Genomic DNA, 15,727 nt, shown 5'->3' with positions numbered 1-15,727 from the left:
TATCTCACGCCTCAACGGGACTTTTCTTTTCCAAACGGCTTGCCTAGGGTCCGATGTGAACATTTTTGTTCCAACAATGGGAGTTCTCAAATGAAGAAACTGCTGATGGCCACCGCGGCCGCTGCGCTGACGGCTGGCACCGCATATGCCGGCGGCCATGCCAAGGAAGTGAAACTGGGCGTTCTGTTCGGCTTCACCGGTCCGATTGAATCGCTGGCACCGGCCATGGGCGACGGCGCCGAGCTGGCCATGGAAGAAGTCACCAAATCCGGCAAGCTGCTGGACAGCGCCACCGTGACTTCCGTGCGCGCTGACACCGGCTGCATCGACAACGGCCTGGCCGTGGCAAACGGCGAGAAACTGGTAGCCGAAGGCGTGAACGGCATCATCGGCGGCGACTGCTCCGGTGTGACCGGCGCGATCCTGCAGAACGTGGCGATCCCGAACGGCATGGTGATGATCTCGCCCTCCGCAACCTCGCCCGGCCTGTCGACCATGGAAGACAACGGACTGTTCTTCCGCACCTCGCCGTCGGACGCACGCGAAGGCCAGGTGATGGCCGAGATCCTGAAAGAGCGCGGAATCAACTCAATCGCCCTGACCTACACCAACAACGACTACGGCAAGGGCCTGGCGGACGCGATCCAGTCCTCGTTCGAGGAAGTTGGCGGCGAAGTCACCATCGTGACTGCGCATGAAGACGGCAAAGGCGACTACTCCGCGGAAGTCGGCGCGCTGGCCTCCGCTGGCGGCGATATCCTGGTGGTTGCAGGTTACCTGGACCAGGGCGGCCTGGGCATCATCCAGGGATCGCTGGACTCCGGTGCGTTTGACACCTTCGGCCTGCCCGGCGGCATGATCGGCGACAGCCTGCCCGCAAATGTTGGCGCGGACCTCGACGGCTCCTTCGGCCAGATCGCAGGTTCCGACAGCAAGGGCGCGGAAATCTTTGCCGAAATGGCAAAAGAACGCGGCTTTGACGGCACCTCGGCCTATGCGTCTGAATCCTATGACGCGGCAGCGCTGTTCCTGCTGGCGATGCAGGCCGCCAACTCCACCAACCCGGCGGATTACGTCGGCAAGATCCTGGACGTGGCAAACGCCCCGGGCGAGCCGATCAACCCGGGTGAGCTGGGCAAGGCGCTGGAAATCCTCGCCGCTGGCGGTGACATCGATTATCAGGGCGCAACCGGCGTTGAGCTGATCGGCCCGGGTGAGAGCGCAGGCTCCTACCGCGAGATCGAAGTGAAGGACGGCAAGAACGAAACCCTTCGCTTCCGCTGATAAGCATCTGAAAAGCAACCAAGATAGGCCAGCCCGGGTTTTCCCGGGCTGTTCTAAATTAAAAACGCCGCGAAAACGCGGCAGGGGATGAAATGACATGATCGTCGTCGAGGACTTGCACAAGCACTTCGGCGGGTTCCACGCGGTTGACGGCGCCTCGCTGGAAATCGCCAAGGGGTCCATAACCGGTTTGATCGGCCCGAACGGGGCTGGAAAGACCACACTTTTCAACGTTATCGCTGGCGTTCTGGAGCCAACTTCGGGCCGGGTCACCATGGATGGTGAGGATATCACCGGCCTGCCGCCGCATGAGCTGTTCCACAAGGGGCTCTTGCGCACCTTCCAGATTGCGCATGAGTTCTCTTCGATGACGTGCCGGGAAAACCTGATGATGGTGCCGGGCGCGCAATCGGGCGAGACGCTGTGGAACACCTGGTTTGGCCGCAAGCGGATCGCTGACGAGGAACGCGCACTGCGGGCCAAGGCCGACGAGGTGCTGGAGTTCCTGACCATCAGCCACATCGCGGACCTGAAGGCAGGCCAGGTATCGGGCGGCCAGAAGAAGCTGCTGGAACTGGGCCGCACCATGATGGTGGACGCCAAGATCGTCTTCCTCGACGAGGTCGGCGCCGGTGTGAACCGCACCCTGCTATATACCATTGCTGACGCCATCAAGCGCCTCAACGAGGAGCGCGGATACACTTTTGTCGTCATCGAGCACGACATGGAATTCATCGGCCGCCTGTGCGACCCGGTGATCTGCATGGCCGAGGGCAAAAAGCTGGCCGAGGGCACCCTGGACGAAATCAAGGCAAACGAACATGTGATCGAGGCCTATCTGGGCACCGGTCTGAAAAATAAAGACAAACTGGAGGCGGGCGCATGAGCGACAACCCCTACCAGGACGATCATGGCAACAAGGATGCCTCGATCACCAACACGAAAGGCATCGGCACGATGCAGCCCGCCCATCTGAAAAGCGGCCCCACCCACAAGGTCGAGGGCGGCCCGTTCCTGATCGGCGACACCATGACCGGCGGGTACGGCAAGGGTCCGGACATCCTGCATGACTGCACTATCGCCGTCGACAAGGGCGAGATCGCTGTGATCGTCGGCCCCAACGGCGCCGGCAAGTCGACCGCGATGAAGGCTGTGTTCGGGATGCTGAACGTGCGCTCCGGCGCGGTGCGGCTGGACGGCGAGGACATCACCCAGCTGACCCCACAGGACCGGGTGGTCAAGGGCATGGGTTTTGTGCCGCAGACCAGCAACATCTTCACCTCGATGACGGTGGAGGAGAACCTGGAAATGGGCGCCTTCATCCGCACCGATGATTTCCGGGACACGATGGAGCAGGTCTATGATCTGTTCCCGATCCTGCGCGACAAGCGCAACCAGCCCGCCGGCGAGCTGTCCGGCGGCCAGCGCCAGCAGGTGGCTGTGGGCCGCGCGCTAATGACCAAGCCCAAGGTGCTGATGCTGGACGAGCCGACAGCGGGTGTGTCCCCCATCGTGATGGATGAGCTGTTCGACCGCATCATTGAGGTCGCCCGCACCGGGCTGCCGATCCTGATGGTGGAGCAGAACGCCAAGCAAGCGCTTGAGATCGCGGACAAAGGCTATGTTCTGGTGCAGGGGCGCAATGCCTATACCGGCACCGGCAAGGAGCTGCTGGCCGATCCCGAAGTGCGCAAGTCGTTCTTGGGGGGGTAGTCATGGCTGTAAGCTTTTCGAAAGCCTCCCAAGTTGGAAGTCTTGCCGTTACATCGTTGTTGGCCGCGCTTTCCGCATCACCGGCTCTAAGCGCGCCAATACTGGCGAATTGCGATTTCGTAAGGGATTGCGAACCCGTTTCCGGTGTCCGGTTCGAAAACTGCACTTCAAAAGAGATCGAAGTTCAGATTAGGCCAGAACAGAACCGTCTGACTTTTGGCGGAGCCAAGTTCGAACTGGCTAATTCTTCTATCAAGAACGGCGGGGAGCGGAGTTTTCTCGCAACCCGCGGTTCGGAAGAGGTTCTTGTTACCTACGATTCCTCCGGAGCGAACATGTTTTACTGGAAAGACAAACATGAGGACCTGTCCTTCATGCACTATGGCCGCTGCACGGAGGTAAACTAATGGATCTTCTCAACGCCCTCGTGGCGCTTACCAATTTTGTTGTTGTTCCCGGGCTGGCCTATGGCAGCCAGCTTGCGCTCGGCGCGCTGGGGGTGACGCTGATCTACGGGATCCTGCGGTTCTCGAACTTTGCCCATGGCGACACCATGGCGTTTGGCGCGATGGTCACCATCCTGATCACCTGGGCGTTCCAGTCCATGGGGATCAGCGCAGGACCGCTGCCAACCGCACTGCTGGCCCTGCCCTTTGGCATCCTGGGCACCATCGGCCTGGCGCTGCTGACCGACCGGACCGTTTACCGGTTCTACCGCCAGCAGAAGGCAAAGCCGGTGATCTTTGTCATGGTCTCGCTGGGTGTGATGTTCATGATGAATGGCATCGTGCGTTTCATCATCGGCCCCGGCGACCAGCGGTTTGCCGATGGCGAGCGGTTCATCATCAAGGCACGCACCTTCAAGCAGATGACCGGCTTGGACGAAGGCCTGGCAATCAAGACCACGCAAGGCATCACCGTGATCACCGCGATCATCGTGGTGGCGGTGCTGTTCTGGTTCCTGAACAAGACCCGCACCGGCAAATCCATGCGGGCCTATTCTGACAACGAAGATCTGGCGCTACTGTCGGGCATCAACCCGGAGCGCGTGGTGATGTACACCTGGATGATCGTGGCGGCGCTGGCGACCATTGCGGGTGTGCTTTACGGTCTCGACAAGTCGTTCAAGCCGTTCACCTATTTCCAGCTTCTGCTGCCGATCTTTGCCTCCGCCATCGTGGGCGGCCTCGGCAACCCGATCGGGGCCATTGCCGGCGGGTTCATCATCGCCTTCTCCGAGGTGACAATCACCTATGCCTGGAAAAAGGTGCTGACCTACGGCCTGCCGGACAGCCTGGCGCCTGACGGGCTCGTTCAGCTCCTCAGCACAGACTACAAGTTCGCGGTCTCCTTCGCGATCCTGATTGTCGTCCTCCTGTTCAAGCCTACCGGCCTTTTCAAAGGGAAAGCGGTATGACCGAGACCATGAAACATACCCTTCTTTTCGTCTTTGTCGGCGTGATGATCCTCGCAGAAGGCATGACCGACTTCCTGTTCTTCTCTGGCTCCTGGAACTCGGCGCTGGTGATCCTGAACATGGGGTTGATTTCGGCCATCATGGCCATCGGGGTCAACATCCAGTGGGGCTTTGCCGGTCTGTTCAACGTCGGCATCATGGGCTTCACCGCGCTTGGCGGGCTGGCCGTGGTTCTGGTGTCGACCCCAGTGATCCCGGCGGCCTGGTCGTCCGGAGGTGTCAGCATCGTGATGGCATTGGTGATGGGCGCGCTGACAGTTGTGTCGGCGGTGATGATCACCAAGTTCATGCCAGGTGGCAAACTGCGCACCGTTGTTCTGCTCGCTGTGCTCATCGTGGGCTTCTTTGTCTACCGTGCAATCTTTGATCCCGCTGTCGGTTCGGTCGAGGCAATCAACCCGGCGCTGCAGGGCAATATCGGCGGCCTTGGCCTGCCGGTGCTGCTGGCCTGGCCCGCAGGCGGCCTGCTGGCTGCCGGTGCTGCCTGGCTGATTGGCAAGACCGCACTGGGCCTGCGCTCCGACTATCTGGCGATTGCCACGCTGGGCATTGCCGAGATCATCATTGCGGTCCTGAAGAACGAGGACTGGCTGTCGCGCGGCGTGAAGAACGTGGTCGGCCTGCCCCGCCCGCTGCCCTATGAGGTGGATCTGCAAAGCGATCCGTCCTTTGTGGAGCGCGCGGCCAGCTGGGGCATGGACCCGGTCACCGCCTCCACCGTCTACGTCAAAGCCGGTTATGCGCTGATGTTCACTGTGGTGCTGCTGGCGCTTCTGTGGATGGCGCAGATGGCGCTGAAAAGCCCCTGGGGCCGGATGATGCGCGCGATCCGCGATAATGAGGTTGCGGCAGAGGCAATGGGCAAGGACGTGACCCGCCGCCACCTGCAGATCTTTGTGCTGGGATCCGCCATCTGCGGCATTGCCGGGGCGATGATGACCACGCTCGACAGCCAGATGACACCGGGCACCTACAACCCGCTTCGCTTCACCTTCCTCATTTGGGTGATGGTGATTGTTGGCGGGTCCGGCAACAACTTCGGCGCGGTGCTGGGCGGCATGCTGATCTGGTTCTTCTGGATCAAGGTGGAGCCCATGGGTATCCTGCTGATGGAGCTTGTCACCTCCGGCATGGCAGAAGGCAGCGCGCTGAAGGCGCATCTCTTGGAAAGCGCCTCGCACATGCGGCTGTTCACCATGGGGCTGATATTGCTCCTGGTGCTCAGGTTCAGCCCGCGCGGCCTGATCCCGGAGAAATAAGCGCCGCTTTGCTGGAAAACAGCATTTTGCGTGAAAAATTGACTGCCGCTCAGGACGCCTTGGGCGGCAGTTTTCTTGCCCGCCTATACGCTCGGTGCTCTGCCGTGGAACCCGCGGGTTTTAATGATTTATTTCCCCTCTCGCGATATTCGGAGGAAAACCGACCGAGGTGAGCCAGTTATGAAAACCAAGTCCAAGTTAATAAAACTTACGGCCGTTGCGGCAGCCTTGAGCGGCTGTGTCAGCCCGGAGAATTACGAAACAACCCCAGTGCAGCTGCAAACCAGCAAGGGCATTGTCACCTGCCAGCTCTACACCAAGGAGCGGGTATTGTGGGACCGTTCCATCGACAGGCCCGCTACCATGTCCGTGCAAGAGGCTGATGCAATCTGCAAGCAGGAAGGCCAGCGGCAGAAAGACGGCGGCTGACGCCGCTGCCGTTTCTGACACCGGCTGCGCCCTAACGCCCCTTGAACAGGCTGCCGAGAATTCCGCGGACAATACGCCGCCCGGTGGTGCCTTTCAGCTCCTTGATCACGGCTTCTGACATCGCAGAAGTGAACGTATCCTTTTGCCAGTACGAGCGGGAAGAAGAGCGGCTGACCCGTGAGCCTGAGTAACGGCGGCCGGCGTTGAACTCGCGTGCCGCTGGTTCCTGGGCATCCTCTGCTGCCACTTCTGAGGCTTCGGCTTCCTGAGCCGCAGCCGCTGTCCGCTGCGCGAGGATCTCATAGGCAGAGCGCCGGTCCACCGGATTGTCGTATTTCCCGGCCATGTCAGAGGCTTTGAGCATCTCCTTGCGCTCGCCGTCTGTAATCGGTCCCAACTGCGTGCTGGGCGGCCGGATCAGTGTGCGCTCCACCACGCCGGGCACGCCTTTTTTCTGCAGCATGGAGGTCACCGCTTCACCAACGCCAACCTCGCGGATGGCGTCTTCGGTCGAAAACCGGGGATTCTCGCGGTAGGTTTCAGCCGCCAGCCGCAGGTTCTTGCGGTCCTTGGCAGTAAAGGCGCGCAGCGCGTGCTGAATGCGGTTGCCGAGCTGGCCCAGAATGTCCTCCGGCACATCGGCCGGGTTCTGGGTGATGAAATAGATCCCAACCCCCTTGGAGCGGATCAGCCGGGCGACTTGTTCCACCTTGTCGGTCAGCGCCTTCGGCGCGTCTTCAAACAACAGATGCGCTTCATCAAAGAAGAAGACCAGCCGCGGTTTGTCGGGGTCTCCAACTTCGGGCAGTTCCTCAAACAGTTCGCTGAGCAGCCATAGCAGGAAGGTCGAATAAAGCCCCGGCGCTGCCATCAGCTTGTCCGCGGCCAGAATGTTGACCATGCCCTTTCCGGACGCATCGCAGCGCATCAAATCGCTGAGCGCCAGGGCCGGTTCGCCGAACAGCCCGGCGCCGCCCTGGTTCTCCAGCACCAGGAGACGCCGCTGGATGGCCCCAATTGAGGCCGTTGATACATTGCCGTAGCGCAGCGAAAGCTGGCTGCGGTTTTCGCCGATCCAGACCAGCAACGCCTGCAGGTCTTTCAGATCCAAAAGCGGCAGCCCTTCCTCGTCAGCGAGCCGGAAGGCGATGTTCAGAATACCCTCCTGCGCCTCGCTCAGCTCCAGCAGCCGTGCCAGCAGCAGCGGCCCCATCTCGGCTACGGTGGTGCGCACCGGATGGCCCTGCTTGCCATAGAGATCCCAGAAGGTCACCGGGCAGGCATGGTAAGTGTAACCGGCAAAACCGATTTTACCCGCGCGGGAAGTGAAGGCCTCATGCAGCTTGTGGCTTTCCGTGCCCGCCTTTGCCAGCCCTGACAGATCCCCCTTCACATCCGCCAGGATCACCGGCACGCCCGCGTTGGAAAACCCCTCTGCCAGGATCTGCAGGGTGACGGTCTTGCCGGTGCCGGTAGCACCCGCAATCAGCCCATGGCGGTTGGCATATTTCAGGCTCAGCCCCTGCGGCTCGCCATATTCTTCGCCGCCGCCGCCAATGAATAAGCTATCTGCCATCTCTGCCCTGCCCGTTCTTTTTCCTGTGGATAACAATACAAAGTTAACTTTTGAATGCGATAGTCAATCTTGCCCGCCCCAGCACAATGCGGTTGCCGTGGCGGACATTCCTCCCTGTCAGACTGGGCCGTGCCTCGCGCACGGCCTTCTTTTTGGGCAAATACTGCCTGTAAAACGGGCATCCTCAGCCATAAACTCATCCCGCAGCCTGCAATTTTCATGAATTGCAGGCCGTCCTTATTTTTTTTGAACTTGCATGTTGACCGATGGCCAACCCTTTCGTAACGTCCTACGCAATAACTAAGTCGGCCAGTCCGACGGGGAGAAACAAATACGAAAAAGGGAACCATCGGGTTCCCTTTTTTGTATTTTATCAGCATCTTCCAAGACTGAAGCGCTGTGCGCGGATTTCCCCGCTATTCCTTTGTTATTGGCCTGACACTGCCGGGACAGCGTGCTAAACGCGTTGGCAGCGTCTTTAGAAAAATGAGGCATTCATGTTGAAGTCCCTGACCCCGATCACGCTTGCCGCGGTGCTGGCGATGACCGCGCCGCTGGCGGCGCAGGAAACCGCCGCCGAAGAAACCGGCACCACCGAACAGGCCGCCGGGGCGGAAACCACAGAGCAGGCAGACCAGGCGGAATCGACCGCAGACCAGCTGCTGGACCTGGGGGAACCGGTCAATGACGGCCCCAAGCTGGGTGAACGCTACTCCAAAGAAAAGCATGGCGACTGGGATCTGGCCTGCATCAGGACCGAGGCCGAAAACGACCCTTGCTCGCTGCTGCAGGTTCTGAACGGCCCGCAAGGCAACCCGATGGCAGAAGTATCGATGTTCCGTATCGACCAGCAAGGCGGCCAGGCCGTTGCAGGCGCGACCGTGATCGTGCCGCTGGAAACCCTGCTTCCTGCCGCGCTGACCATCTCCATCGATGGCGCGCCAGCCAAGCGCTACAACTATTCCTTCTGCAATCAGCTGGGCTGCGTTGCGCAGATCGGCCTGACCCAGGGCGACATCGACGCCTTCAAGAAGGGCAAGGAAGCCGTGCTGTCGCTGCGTCCGGCGCCGGCACCGGATCAGGTTGTTTCGATGAAGCTGTCGCTGAGCGGCTTTACCGCGGGCTATGACGTCGTGGATGTCGTCAAGCAGTAAGCTCTGCAATCAGCTGAAAGAAAACGCCGCGCGCCCCAAGGGCCGCGGCGTTTTTTCTTTAAGTGCGGTCAGACCCTGCGCAGAGCAAGCACCGCATTCAACCCGCCAAAAGCGAAGGCGTTTGACAGGGCAACATCGACCCTGGCTTCGCGCGCCTCATTCGGGACCACATCCAGCGCGCATTCCGGGTCCGGTTCCTCATATCCGATGGTCGGCGCAATCACCCCGTCGCGCAACGCCATGATACATGCCAGTAGCTCCACCGCACCGGTGCCGCCGATCAGGTGACCGTGCATGGATTTGGTGGAAGAAATCATCAGACTATCAGCATGCGGGCCGAACACATCCGCCACAGCGGCGCATTCGGTCTTGTCATTGGCTGCAGTGCCAGTGCCATGGGCATTGATGTAACCGACCTCGGAGGCATCTAGGCGCGCATCCTGTAGCGCGCCGGCAATGGCCCGCGCCGCGCCCTGCTTGCTGGGCATCACAATGTCCGCTGCATCAGAGGACATGGCAAAGCCAATCACTTCGCAGAGAATTTCTGCTCCGCGGGCCTTGGCGTGCTCATACTCTTCGAACACGAAGATACCTGCGCCTTCCCCCTGAACCATGCCGTTGCGGTTGGCACTGAACGGGCGGCAGGCGTCCTTGGACATAACCCGCAGCCCTTCCCAGGCCTTGACCCCGCCAAAGCACAGCATGGATTCGGAGCCGCCGGTGACCATTACCGGGCTCATCCCGGAGCGTACCATCTGGAACGCCTGTGCCATCGCGTGATTTGACGACGCGCAGGCTGTGGAGACGGTAAAGCTTGGGCCTTTGAGGTTGAACTGCATCGACACATGGCCGGCTGCGGCATTGTTCATCAGTTTGGGCACCACAAACGGATGCACCCGGTTTTTGCCGTCCTCGTAGACGCTGCGGTAATTCTCATCCAGCGTCTGCATTCCGCCGCCGGAATTGCCCAGGACGACGCCAGCCTTGGCCGACAGTTCGCCGTGGAATTCCAGGCCCGACTGCTCAATCGCTTCCTTGGCGGCGGTCAGGGTGAATTGGGTGAAACGGTCATACAGGCTCATCTGCTGACGGTTGAAGCGGCCCTCAGCCTCAAAGCCGCGGACTTGGCCGCCGATCTTGATCGCCAGCCGCTCCACATCGCGGAAATCCAGTTCGCCAATCCCGCACTGGCCCGTGCGCATAGCGGCCAGAGTTTCGGGCACCGAATGACCCAGGGCGTTGATGGTTCCCGCCCCGGTGATGACAACGCGTTTCATGGAGCTTTACGCTTTTTCCAGGATCAGCTTGTCGATCCCGGCGACGATTGCCGCGACATTGGAAATGTCAAAATCACTCTTTTCCGGCTCATTGGCATTAAAAGGAATCGAAATGTCGAACTCTTCCTCGATCGCAAATATGCTTTCGACCAGTCCCAGGCTGTCGATGCCAAGATCCTCCAGCGTGCTATCCAAGGTCACGTCTGAAGGCTCCAGAACCGCTTGTTCTGCAATGATTGCAATGACCTTGTCCTGCGTGCTCATGTATGGATCCCCGATTTTCTGCCTGAGGCTGATGTAGGTATTCGGCGGTTACTTGAAAACAGCCTTTTTTAACAATTCGATGTCACGCATCAAACGCGGCAGGCGGCGCTGTGCTTTATACATCTCGGTGTGGGTTTCCATTTTCACACCAGGGTAGCCCATGATCACGCGGCCGGCAGGCACGTTGGACAGGATCTTGGTGCCGCCGCCGGCAATCACCCCGTCACCGATGAAGATATTGTCGACCACGCCGCACTGGCCGCCCAGCACAACGTTGTTGCCGATATCGACTGATCCGGACACACCTGTCTGCCCGCAGAGCAGGCAGTCGTTGCCGACGCGGGTGTTGTGGCCGACATGCACGAGGTTATCGAGCTTGGTGCCATCGCCGATCACTGTGTCACGGATGGTGCCATTGTCGATGGTGCAGTTAGAGCCGATCTCGACATCGTCACCGATCGTAACAGCGCCCAGAGAGTGGATGCGAATCCAGGATTGCGCCTTGGCCTCTCCCTGATCGCCCATGGTCTTGCGCACGTTCTCAGCCCCGGACACCTCAGGGGTTACATAGGAGAAACCATCGCCGCCAACCCGTGCACCAGGCTGAGCGCGGAACCGGTCGCCAATGGTGGCCCGGGCCCCGATCGAGACCATCTCGCGCAGGTGAGCGTCTTCGCCGATCACAGCGTCAGAGCCGACATAGCAATGCGGGCCAATCACCGAGCGGGCACCGATCCTGGCACCGGCCGCAACCACGGTCAGCGGACCAACCGAAACGCCTTCTCCCAGTTCTGCGGAAGGATCTATGACGGCAGACGGGTGGATGCCTTCAGCAAACCCCTGGCCGCGGTCCAGCATTGCGGTGACGCCGGACATGGTCATCCGCGGGCGCGGAGCAAAGATTGCAGCCTTAAGGCCAAAGGATTGCCAGTCAGCCCCTTCCCACAAAATCGCAGCAAGTGCCTTGCCTGCCTTCAGTCCGTCGGCATATTTCGGCGCCATCGCCATGGCGAGCTGATCAGCCCCGGCATCCTGCGGTTCAGCAGCACCTGCAACTTGCAGATCCAGCTCACCCTGGGCCTCGGCGCCCAAGGACTCGGCGATCTGGCGGATTGTGAACATGGCAGGCCCTTTCAGAATAATCCTGTATGGGCCTGACATTTACCCCTGAACGCTGGGCAGCACCACCCCTGCCCGTTCCAGAGCGGCCCAGACCTTGGCGTCGCGGCCGTAGACATCGCGGCGGAATTCTGCGCGGCCTTTACCGGACACAACAGCGGTGCGGTAAATGATATGCACCGGCACTTTCTGCTCCAGTTCAACCTTGGTTTCCCTGCCCGAATTCAAAATGCGGTGGAAGAACTCCTTGGGGTTTTCGGTCTGCTTAGCCAGCAGCGCGTAGGCAAACTCGAACGGCTGGGCCAAGCGGATGCAGCCATGCGAGAAGGCGCGCACTTCGCGGGCAAACAGGCTCTTCTGCGGGGTGTCATGCAGGTAGATGTTGTACTTGTTCGGGAACATGAACTTGACCAGCCCCAGCGCATTGCGGCTGCTGGGCGGCTGGCGCATGGAGAACGGGAAGTTGCGTGCCGTGTACTGCGAAAAATCAGCGGAACCGCGGTTCACCACCCGGCCGCGCCGGTCAGTGATCTGGATATGGCCGACAGCATTGGGATTGCTCTGCAGCTTGGGCAGATATTCCTTGGTGATGATCGAGCGCGGCACATACCAGCTCGGATTGATCACCATATGCTCCATCTCGTCCGAGAATTCCGGGCTGCGGCGGTCGTGGGTGTTCTTGCCGATAACCGAACGGGTCTCAAAGGTCACGTCGCCGTTGTCGACGATCTTGGCGGTGAAATCGGTCTGGTTGACCAGAATATGCCGCTCACCGCGATCCGGGGTCAGCCAGCGCTCCCGCTCCATCGCGATGATGATGGACTTCAGACGCGCGCTCACCGGCTTGTTGATCTCATCAATTGTGCCGGGACCAGCCACGCCATCAGTTTCCAGGCCGTGATCGGATTGGAAGCTCTGCACCGCCTTCTCAAGTGCCGCGTCATAGGTTCGGGTGGCGCTGCGCGGCAGGTAGCCCATCAGCATCAGCCGGTTGCGCAGCGCAATAACGGCCGGGCCCTGATCACCCGTCTCCAGTTTCTTGGCATTCACGGCCGGACCCCAGCCGCCAGCTGCCATGATCTGCTCCAGCCGCAGCTTTTCCCGCATCAAACCGCGGTACTGCGGCGATGCCGGAACCAGGCTGCGCATATAGGCATAGGGCTGGGTATCACGGATTCCAGCCAGGAAGCTTGCCCCGTCGACCGTATGCTTTTTACGCACCATGCCGTCATCAATCCGCGACGGAACCAGCAGGCCGGTCTGCAGGTCAGTGGCGTAGTCCACCAGTGCCTGGCTCAGCGCCGCCTCGACATTGCCGATGTCGCGGGTCGTCTGCACGTCGCGCATTTGCTGCATCAGTGCAGCAACTTCGGCTGAACGGTCCGGCAGCCCATGGGCCTGGGTCTCGTTCAGGGCCGCAAGCAATGCATTGCGGCGCTGGCGCGAGGCCTCATCCTGACCGGTCCAAATCGCCTGGTAACCGTTTTCGCGATAGAACTGCGCAACAGCCTCGCTGCCATAGGCGGCTTCAGCGACCGCCTGGCGGAAAGCCGCCGAAACCTCAGCCTGTGCCGAACCGGAAACCGCCCCGGCTGCCAGTCCGCCCAGTGCCAAGGCGAACAGCCCGGCCTTGAATCCCGGCAAGAAGTTTCCTGCAAAAGCACGCGTCATAATTTCCGGTCCTTGCGCCGATTTTTGTCAATTCTGGCAGTGCCTACCTGAAATTCTGGTAAATGCCAGCCGCTGTTGTCCATTCACAATTGCGAAAAGTCAGCTTTGATGCAGCAAAGCCGCGTCTATGAAACCCGGCTGCAACAGTCGCGGGGAAAAGTTCCATGCGCCTCCCCTTATGCGCAAGAAATCGCCGAAAACCGGGATATCCGTTACAGCGCGGCAAAGAAATGTTGGATCAGGATTCTCTGTGTGCCATACATGCCGCACGTTAACTTCAATTGTTAGCGAGCCCGTAACATCGGGCGACTAGGCAGGACTAAAAGCGTACGGGACGGCGCAGTGACAATGGCAAAAACCACGGGCACGGGGATTTCCCGGCGTTCTCTCTTGGGTGTATTTGCTGCAACCGCAGTGGCAGCAGCCCCAACATTCTCCAATGCAGCAGGTTTCCTTCGCGGCGGCGGAGACATCCGGCGCATCCGCATGTATTCAGGCCGCACCGGCGAACGCCTGGATATGGTATACTGGATCGACGGCGACTACATCAAAGACGCTGTTAAGGAAATCAACCACTTCATGCGGGATTGGCGCACCGATGAAGTCAAGAATATGGATCTGCGCACCATCGACATCATGGCGGCGTCCCACAATCTTCTGGATGTGAATGAGCCCTACATGCTGCTGTCCGGCTACCGCAGCCCCAAGACCAACGCCATGCTGCGCAGCCGCTCGCGCGGGGTTGCAAAAAACTCGCTGCACATGCGCGGCCAGGCTGCCGACCTTCGCCTGGCGTCCCGCTCGGTCTCGCAAATGGCGCAAGCGGCTGAAGCGTGCCACGCCGGCGGTGTTGGTAAATACCACCGTTCGAATTTTGTACATATGGATTGCGGTGTTGTCCGCTCCTGGCGCGGCTAACCCTGCCCTCCATTGCAAGAATGCAAGCCTGCCCAATGGTGCAGGCTTTTTCTTTTCTGGGCATCCGGCCGCAGCCGCAATTTCCTGACCGCCTCAGGAAATTGGAAACAGGCAGTTTTTCCCGTTGCAGAGGCAACCAACCGCGGGTATACCCCGGCATAACAACGCACCTGTAGCTCAGCTGGATAGAGCGCTGCCCTCCGAAGGCAGAGGCCAGAGGTTCGAATCCTCTCAGGTGCGCCATATACACCTTAAAATTCAAAGCATTGTAAGCTCTTAAAGCTATTTAAAGAGTCCGCCGCTAGCTACTCTGCCTATACTTCTTAATGCGACGATAGAGGCAGAATGGTACAGACCAACTCCATTTTCCGGACAGCGAAACCAACAGAACCCCGGCTTCGTCTGAATTTGCCCTGCACTGTCAATTTGTCCGGATCTGTGCGGGAAGCCATTGTTTACAACATCAGCTACAGTGGGTTTGCCGTCCGCCTGCCAGAGGGGCAAAACAATTTTACCCTGGCAGAGCTGAAATCTGTCTCCATCGAAGACATCGCAGAGTTTGAGGTTCGAACCCGCTGGCGGAAGGACACGAGAATTGGCTTCGCGTTCCTCAGCAAGCGCGGTGCACGGCCAATATTGGATGCTTATTTTGCCAAGATCGGCGAGTTCCCGACCTGAAAAGCAACCCCCTCTTACGCCAGATCAGCGCTTAGCGCCTTGGTGAGCGCCTTCAGGACGTCACTTTGCCGCTTTGTTTTCCCTAGTTCCGGCGGCCAAGTCAGCCAATAGCCATCAATCGTGGCCAATTCGGCGGCTGGCAGACTGATCAATTGCCCGGTCAGCAGCAAATTGGCCGCCAGAGCCTTGGATCCCAAGACCACCCCCATTCCAAGCCGGGCCGCCCTCAGGGCATGGGCCATGGAATCCACCGAAACCGGCCCGGCCTCTGGCGCCGGCTCACCGGTCACCCGCGCCCACTCGCTCCAGCCCGGCCGTTCTCCGCGCAGCTCAATGGCCGGCAATTGGCACCAGTCCGCAGTATGGTCCGGGGCCGCCATCGGTTGAAGAACCTCATTGGCCAGCAGGACTCCGTCGCGCCCCTGCCAGCTGCCGCGCCCGTAGCGGATATGCAGCGCACCATCCGCCGCCTCGAAATCCAGCCGTTTGGGCACCGTTTCGGTAACCAGCCGCAGCTCGGGGTGACTTTCAGAAAATGCCGCAAGCCTAGGCAATAAAAGCATTTCCAGATGCGATGGCTGGGCAGCGATCCGCAGCTCCCGAACACTGTGGCCAAACAGGTTTTCAGTGCCCTGCTCAAGCGCGCGAAGGGAATCATGGACCAGCGGCAGGTAGCTTTCGCCATCCACCGTCAAAGTCACACCACGTGCTGAACGGATGAACAATTGCCGCCCCAGCCAAGCTTCCAGGTTGCGGATCCGCTGGCTCACGGCGGCCTGCGTTGCCCCAAACTCCTCCGCAGCGGCGGTGAAACTGCCATGACGGCCTGCAGCCTCGAACACTTTGAGCCAGTCCAGCGGCGGCAAGCCTTGTTTGGTAACTTTCTTGGGCATTAGAAAACCTAACTC

Annotated in this window: 16 protein-coding genes and 1 tRNA gene; 11 read left to right on the top strand and 6 right to left on the bottom strand. The window is 59.9% G+C overall.

Annotated elements, in window-relative coordinates; genetic code table 11:
- The first annotated feature begins 90 nt into the window (after positions 1 to 90).
- The 7 genes from GC1_RS01940 to GC1_RS01910 all read left to right on the top strand — a co-directional run bounded on the left by GC1_RS01940 (position 91) and on the right by GC1_RS01910 (position 6,162).
- A complete protein-coding gene (locus tag GC1_RS01940) occupies positions 91 to 1,284 on the top strand; it encodes an ABC transporter substrate-binding protein (protein WP_019296306.1) in 1,194 nt (397 codons plus the stop codon).
- A 97-nt stretch (positions 1,285 to 1,381) separates the two neighbouring features.
- Positions 1,382 to 2,170: an ABC transporter ATP-binding protein gene (locus tag GC1_RS01935; protein WP_019296305.1), complete on the top strand. Its 789-nt coding sequence runs from the start codon at positions 1,382 to 1,384 to the stop codon at positions 2,168 to 2,170.
- Positions 2,167 to 2,997 carry an ABC transporter ATP-binding protein gene (locus tag GC1_RS01930; protein WP_019296304.1) on the top strand — a complete coding sequence of 277 codons (831 nt, stop codon included), beginning with the start codon at positions 2,167 to 2,169 and terminating at the stop codon, positions 2,995 to 2,997. Before GC1_RS01935 ends, GC1_RS01930 begins: the two co-directional genes overlap by 4 nt.
- Before the next feature lie 2 nt (positions 2,998 to 2,999).
- Entirely contained in the window at positions 3,000 to 3,404 is a 405-nt protein-coding gene (locus GC1_RS01925; RefSeq protein ID WP_036761990.1) for a hypothetical protein, read from the top strand.
- A complete protein-coding gene (locus GC1_RS01920) occupies positions 3,404 to 4,414 on the top strand; it encodes a branched-chain amino acid ABC transporter permease (RefSeq protein WP_019296303.1) in 1,011 nt (336 codons plus the stop codon). Before GC1_RS01925 ends, GC1_RS01920 begins: the two co-directional genes overlap by 1 nt.
- Positions 4,411 to 5,733 (top strand): branched-chain amino acid ABC transporter permease, encoded by a 1,323-nt coding sequence (locus GC1_RS01915; protein WP_019296302.1) that lies wholly within the window; start codon positions 4,411 to 4,413, stop codon positions 5,731 to 5,733. The genes GC1_RS01920 and GC1_RS01915 overlap by 4 nt, the downstream gene beginning before the upstream one ends.
- A 180-nt stretch (positions 5,734 to 5,913) precedes the next feature.
- Entirely contained in the window at positions 5,914 to 6,162 is a 249-nt protein-coding gene (locus tag GC1_RS01910; protein WP_019296301.1) for a hypothetical protein, read from the top strand.
- 31 nt (positions 6,163 to 6,193) lie between these two features.
- Here GC1_RS01910 and GC1_RS01905 read toward each other — a convergent pair whose 3' ends face one another.
- Positions 6,194 to 7,738 carry a helicase HerA-like domain-containing protein gene (locus tag GC1_RS01905; RefSeq protein WP_019296300.1) on the bottom strand — a complete coding sequence of 515 codons (1,545 nt, stop codon included), beginning with the start codon at positions 7,736 to 7,738 and terminating at the stop codon, positions 6,194 to 6,196.
- A 497-nt stretch (positions 7,739 to 8,235) separates the two neighbouring features.
- On the opposite strand from GC1_RS01905, the gene GC1_RS01900 reads away from it, so the two are divergent.
- Positions 8,236 to 8,892 carry an invasion associated locus B family protein gene (locus tag GC1_RS01900; protein ID WP_019296299.1) on the top strand — a complete coding sequence of 219 codons (657 nt, stop codon included), beginning with the start codon at positions 8,236 to 8,238 and terminating at the stop codon, positions 8,890 to 8,892.
- Positions 8,893 to 8,960: 68 nt separating this feature from the next.
- Here the strand turns inward: GC1_RS01900 and GC1_RS01895 are convergent, their stop codons facing one another.
- From GC1_RS01895 to GC1_RS01880, 4 genes are read right to left on the bottom strand one after another with little or no spacing between them, the layout of a single operon-like run.
- Positions 8,961 to 10,169, bottom strand: a complete 1,209-nt coding sequence (locus GC1_RS01895; protein WP_019296298.1) for a beta-ketoacyl-[acyl-carrier-protein] synthase family protein — start codon at positions 10,167 to 10,169, stop codon at positions 8,961 to 8,963.
- A 6-nt stretch (positions 10,170 to 10,175) separates the two neighbouring features.
- Entirely contained in the window at positions 10,176 to 10,433 is a 258-nt protein-coding gene (locus tag GC1_RS01890) for an acyl carrier protein (RefSeq protein ID WP_019296297.1), read from the bottom strand.
- Between the two features lie 48 nt (positions 10,434 to 10,481).
- Entirely contained in the window at positions 10,482 to 11,555 is a 1,074-nt protein-coding gene (gene lpxD / locus GC1_RS01885) for a UDP-3-O-(3-hydroxymyristoyl)glucosamine N-acyltransferase (protein WP_019296296.1), read from the bottom strand.
- Between the two features lie 39 nt (positions 11,556 to 11,594).
- Positions 11,595 to 13,223 carry a L,D-transpeptidase family protein gene (locus tag GC1_RS01880; protein WP_019296295.1) on the bottom strand — a complete coding sequence of 543 codons (1,629 nt, stop codon included), beginning with the start codon at positions 13,221 to 13,223 and terminating at the stop codon, positions 11,595 to 11,597.
- A 348-nt stretch (positions 13,224 to 13,571) separates the two neighbouring features.
- On the opposite strand from GC1_RS01880, the gene GC1_RS01875 reads away from it, so the two are divergent.
- The 3 genes from GC1_RS01875 (at position 13,572) to GC1_RS01865 (ending at position 14,819) form a co-directional block, all read left to right on the top strand.
- On the top strand, positions 13,572 to 14,141 hold the full coding sequence (locus GC1_RS01875; protein ID WP_029204823.1) for a YcbK family protein: 570 nt from the start codon (positions 13,572 to 13,574) through the stop codon (positions 14,139 to 14,141).
- A gap of 166 nt (positions 14,142 to 14,307) precedes the next feature.
- Positions 14,308 to 14,384 (top strand) — tRNA-Arg (locus GC1_RS01870).
- A 102-nt stretch (positions 14,385 to 14,486) separates the two neighbouring features.
- On the top strand, positions 14,487 to 14,819 hold the full coding sequence (locus GC1_RS01865) for a PilZ domain-containing protein (protein WP_082020140.1): 333 nt from the start codon (positions 14,487 to 14,489) through the stop codon (positions 14,817 to 14,819).
- A gap of 14 nt (positions 14,820 to 14,833) precedes the next feature.
- On the opposite strand, the gene GC1_RS01860 is transcribed toward GC1_RS01865, so the two are convergent.
- Positions 14,834 to 15,712: a LysR family transcriptional regulator gene (locus GC1_RS01860; protein WP_019296292.1), complete on the bottom strand. Its 879-nt coding sequence runs from the start codon at positions 15,710 to 15,712 to the stop codon at positions 14,834 to 14,836.
- Between the last annotated feature and the right edge of the window lie 15 nt (positions 15,713 to 15,727).

Source organism: Leisingera sp. ANG1, assembly GCF_000203975.2.
Classification (GTDB): domain Bacteria; phylum Pseudomonadota; class Alphaproteobacteria; order Rhodobacterales; family Rhodobacteraceae; genus Leisingera.
The sequence above is the reverse complement of the archived record's forward strand: the minus strand, read 5'-3'. Positions and strand labels throughout refer to the sequence as shown.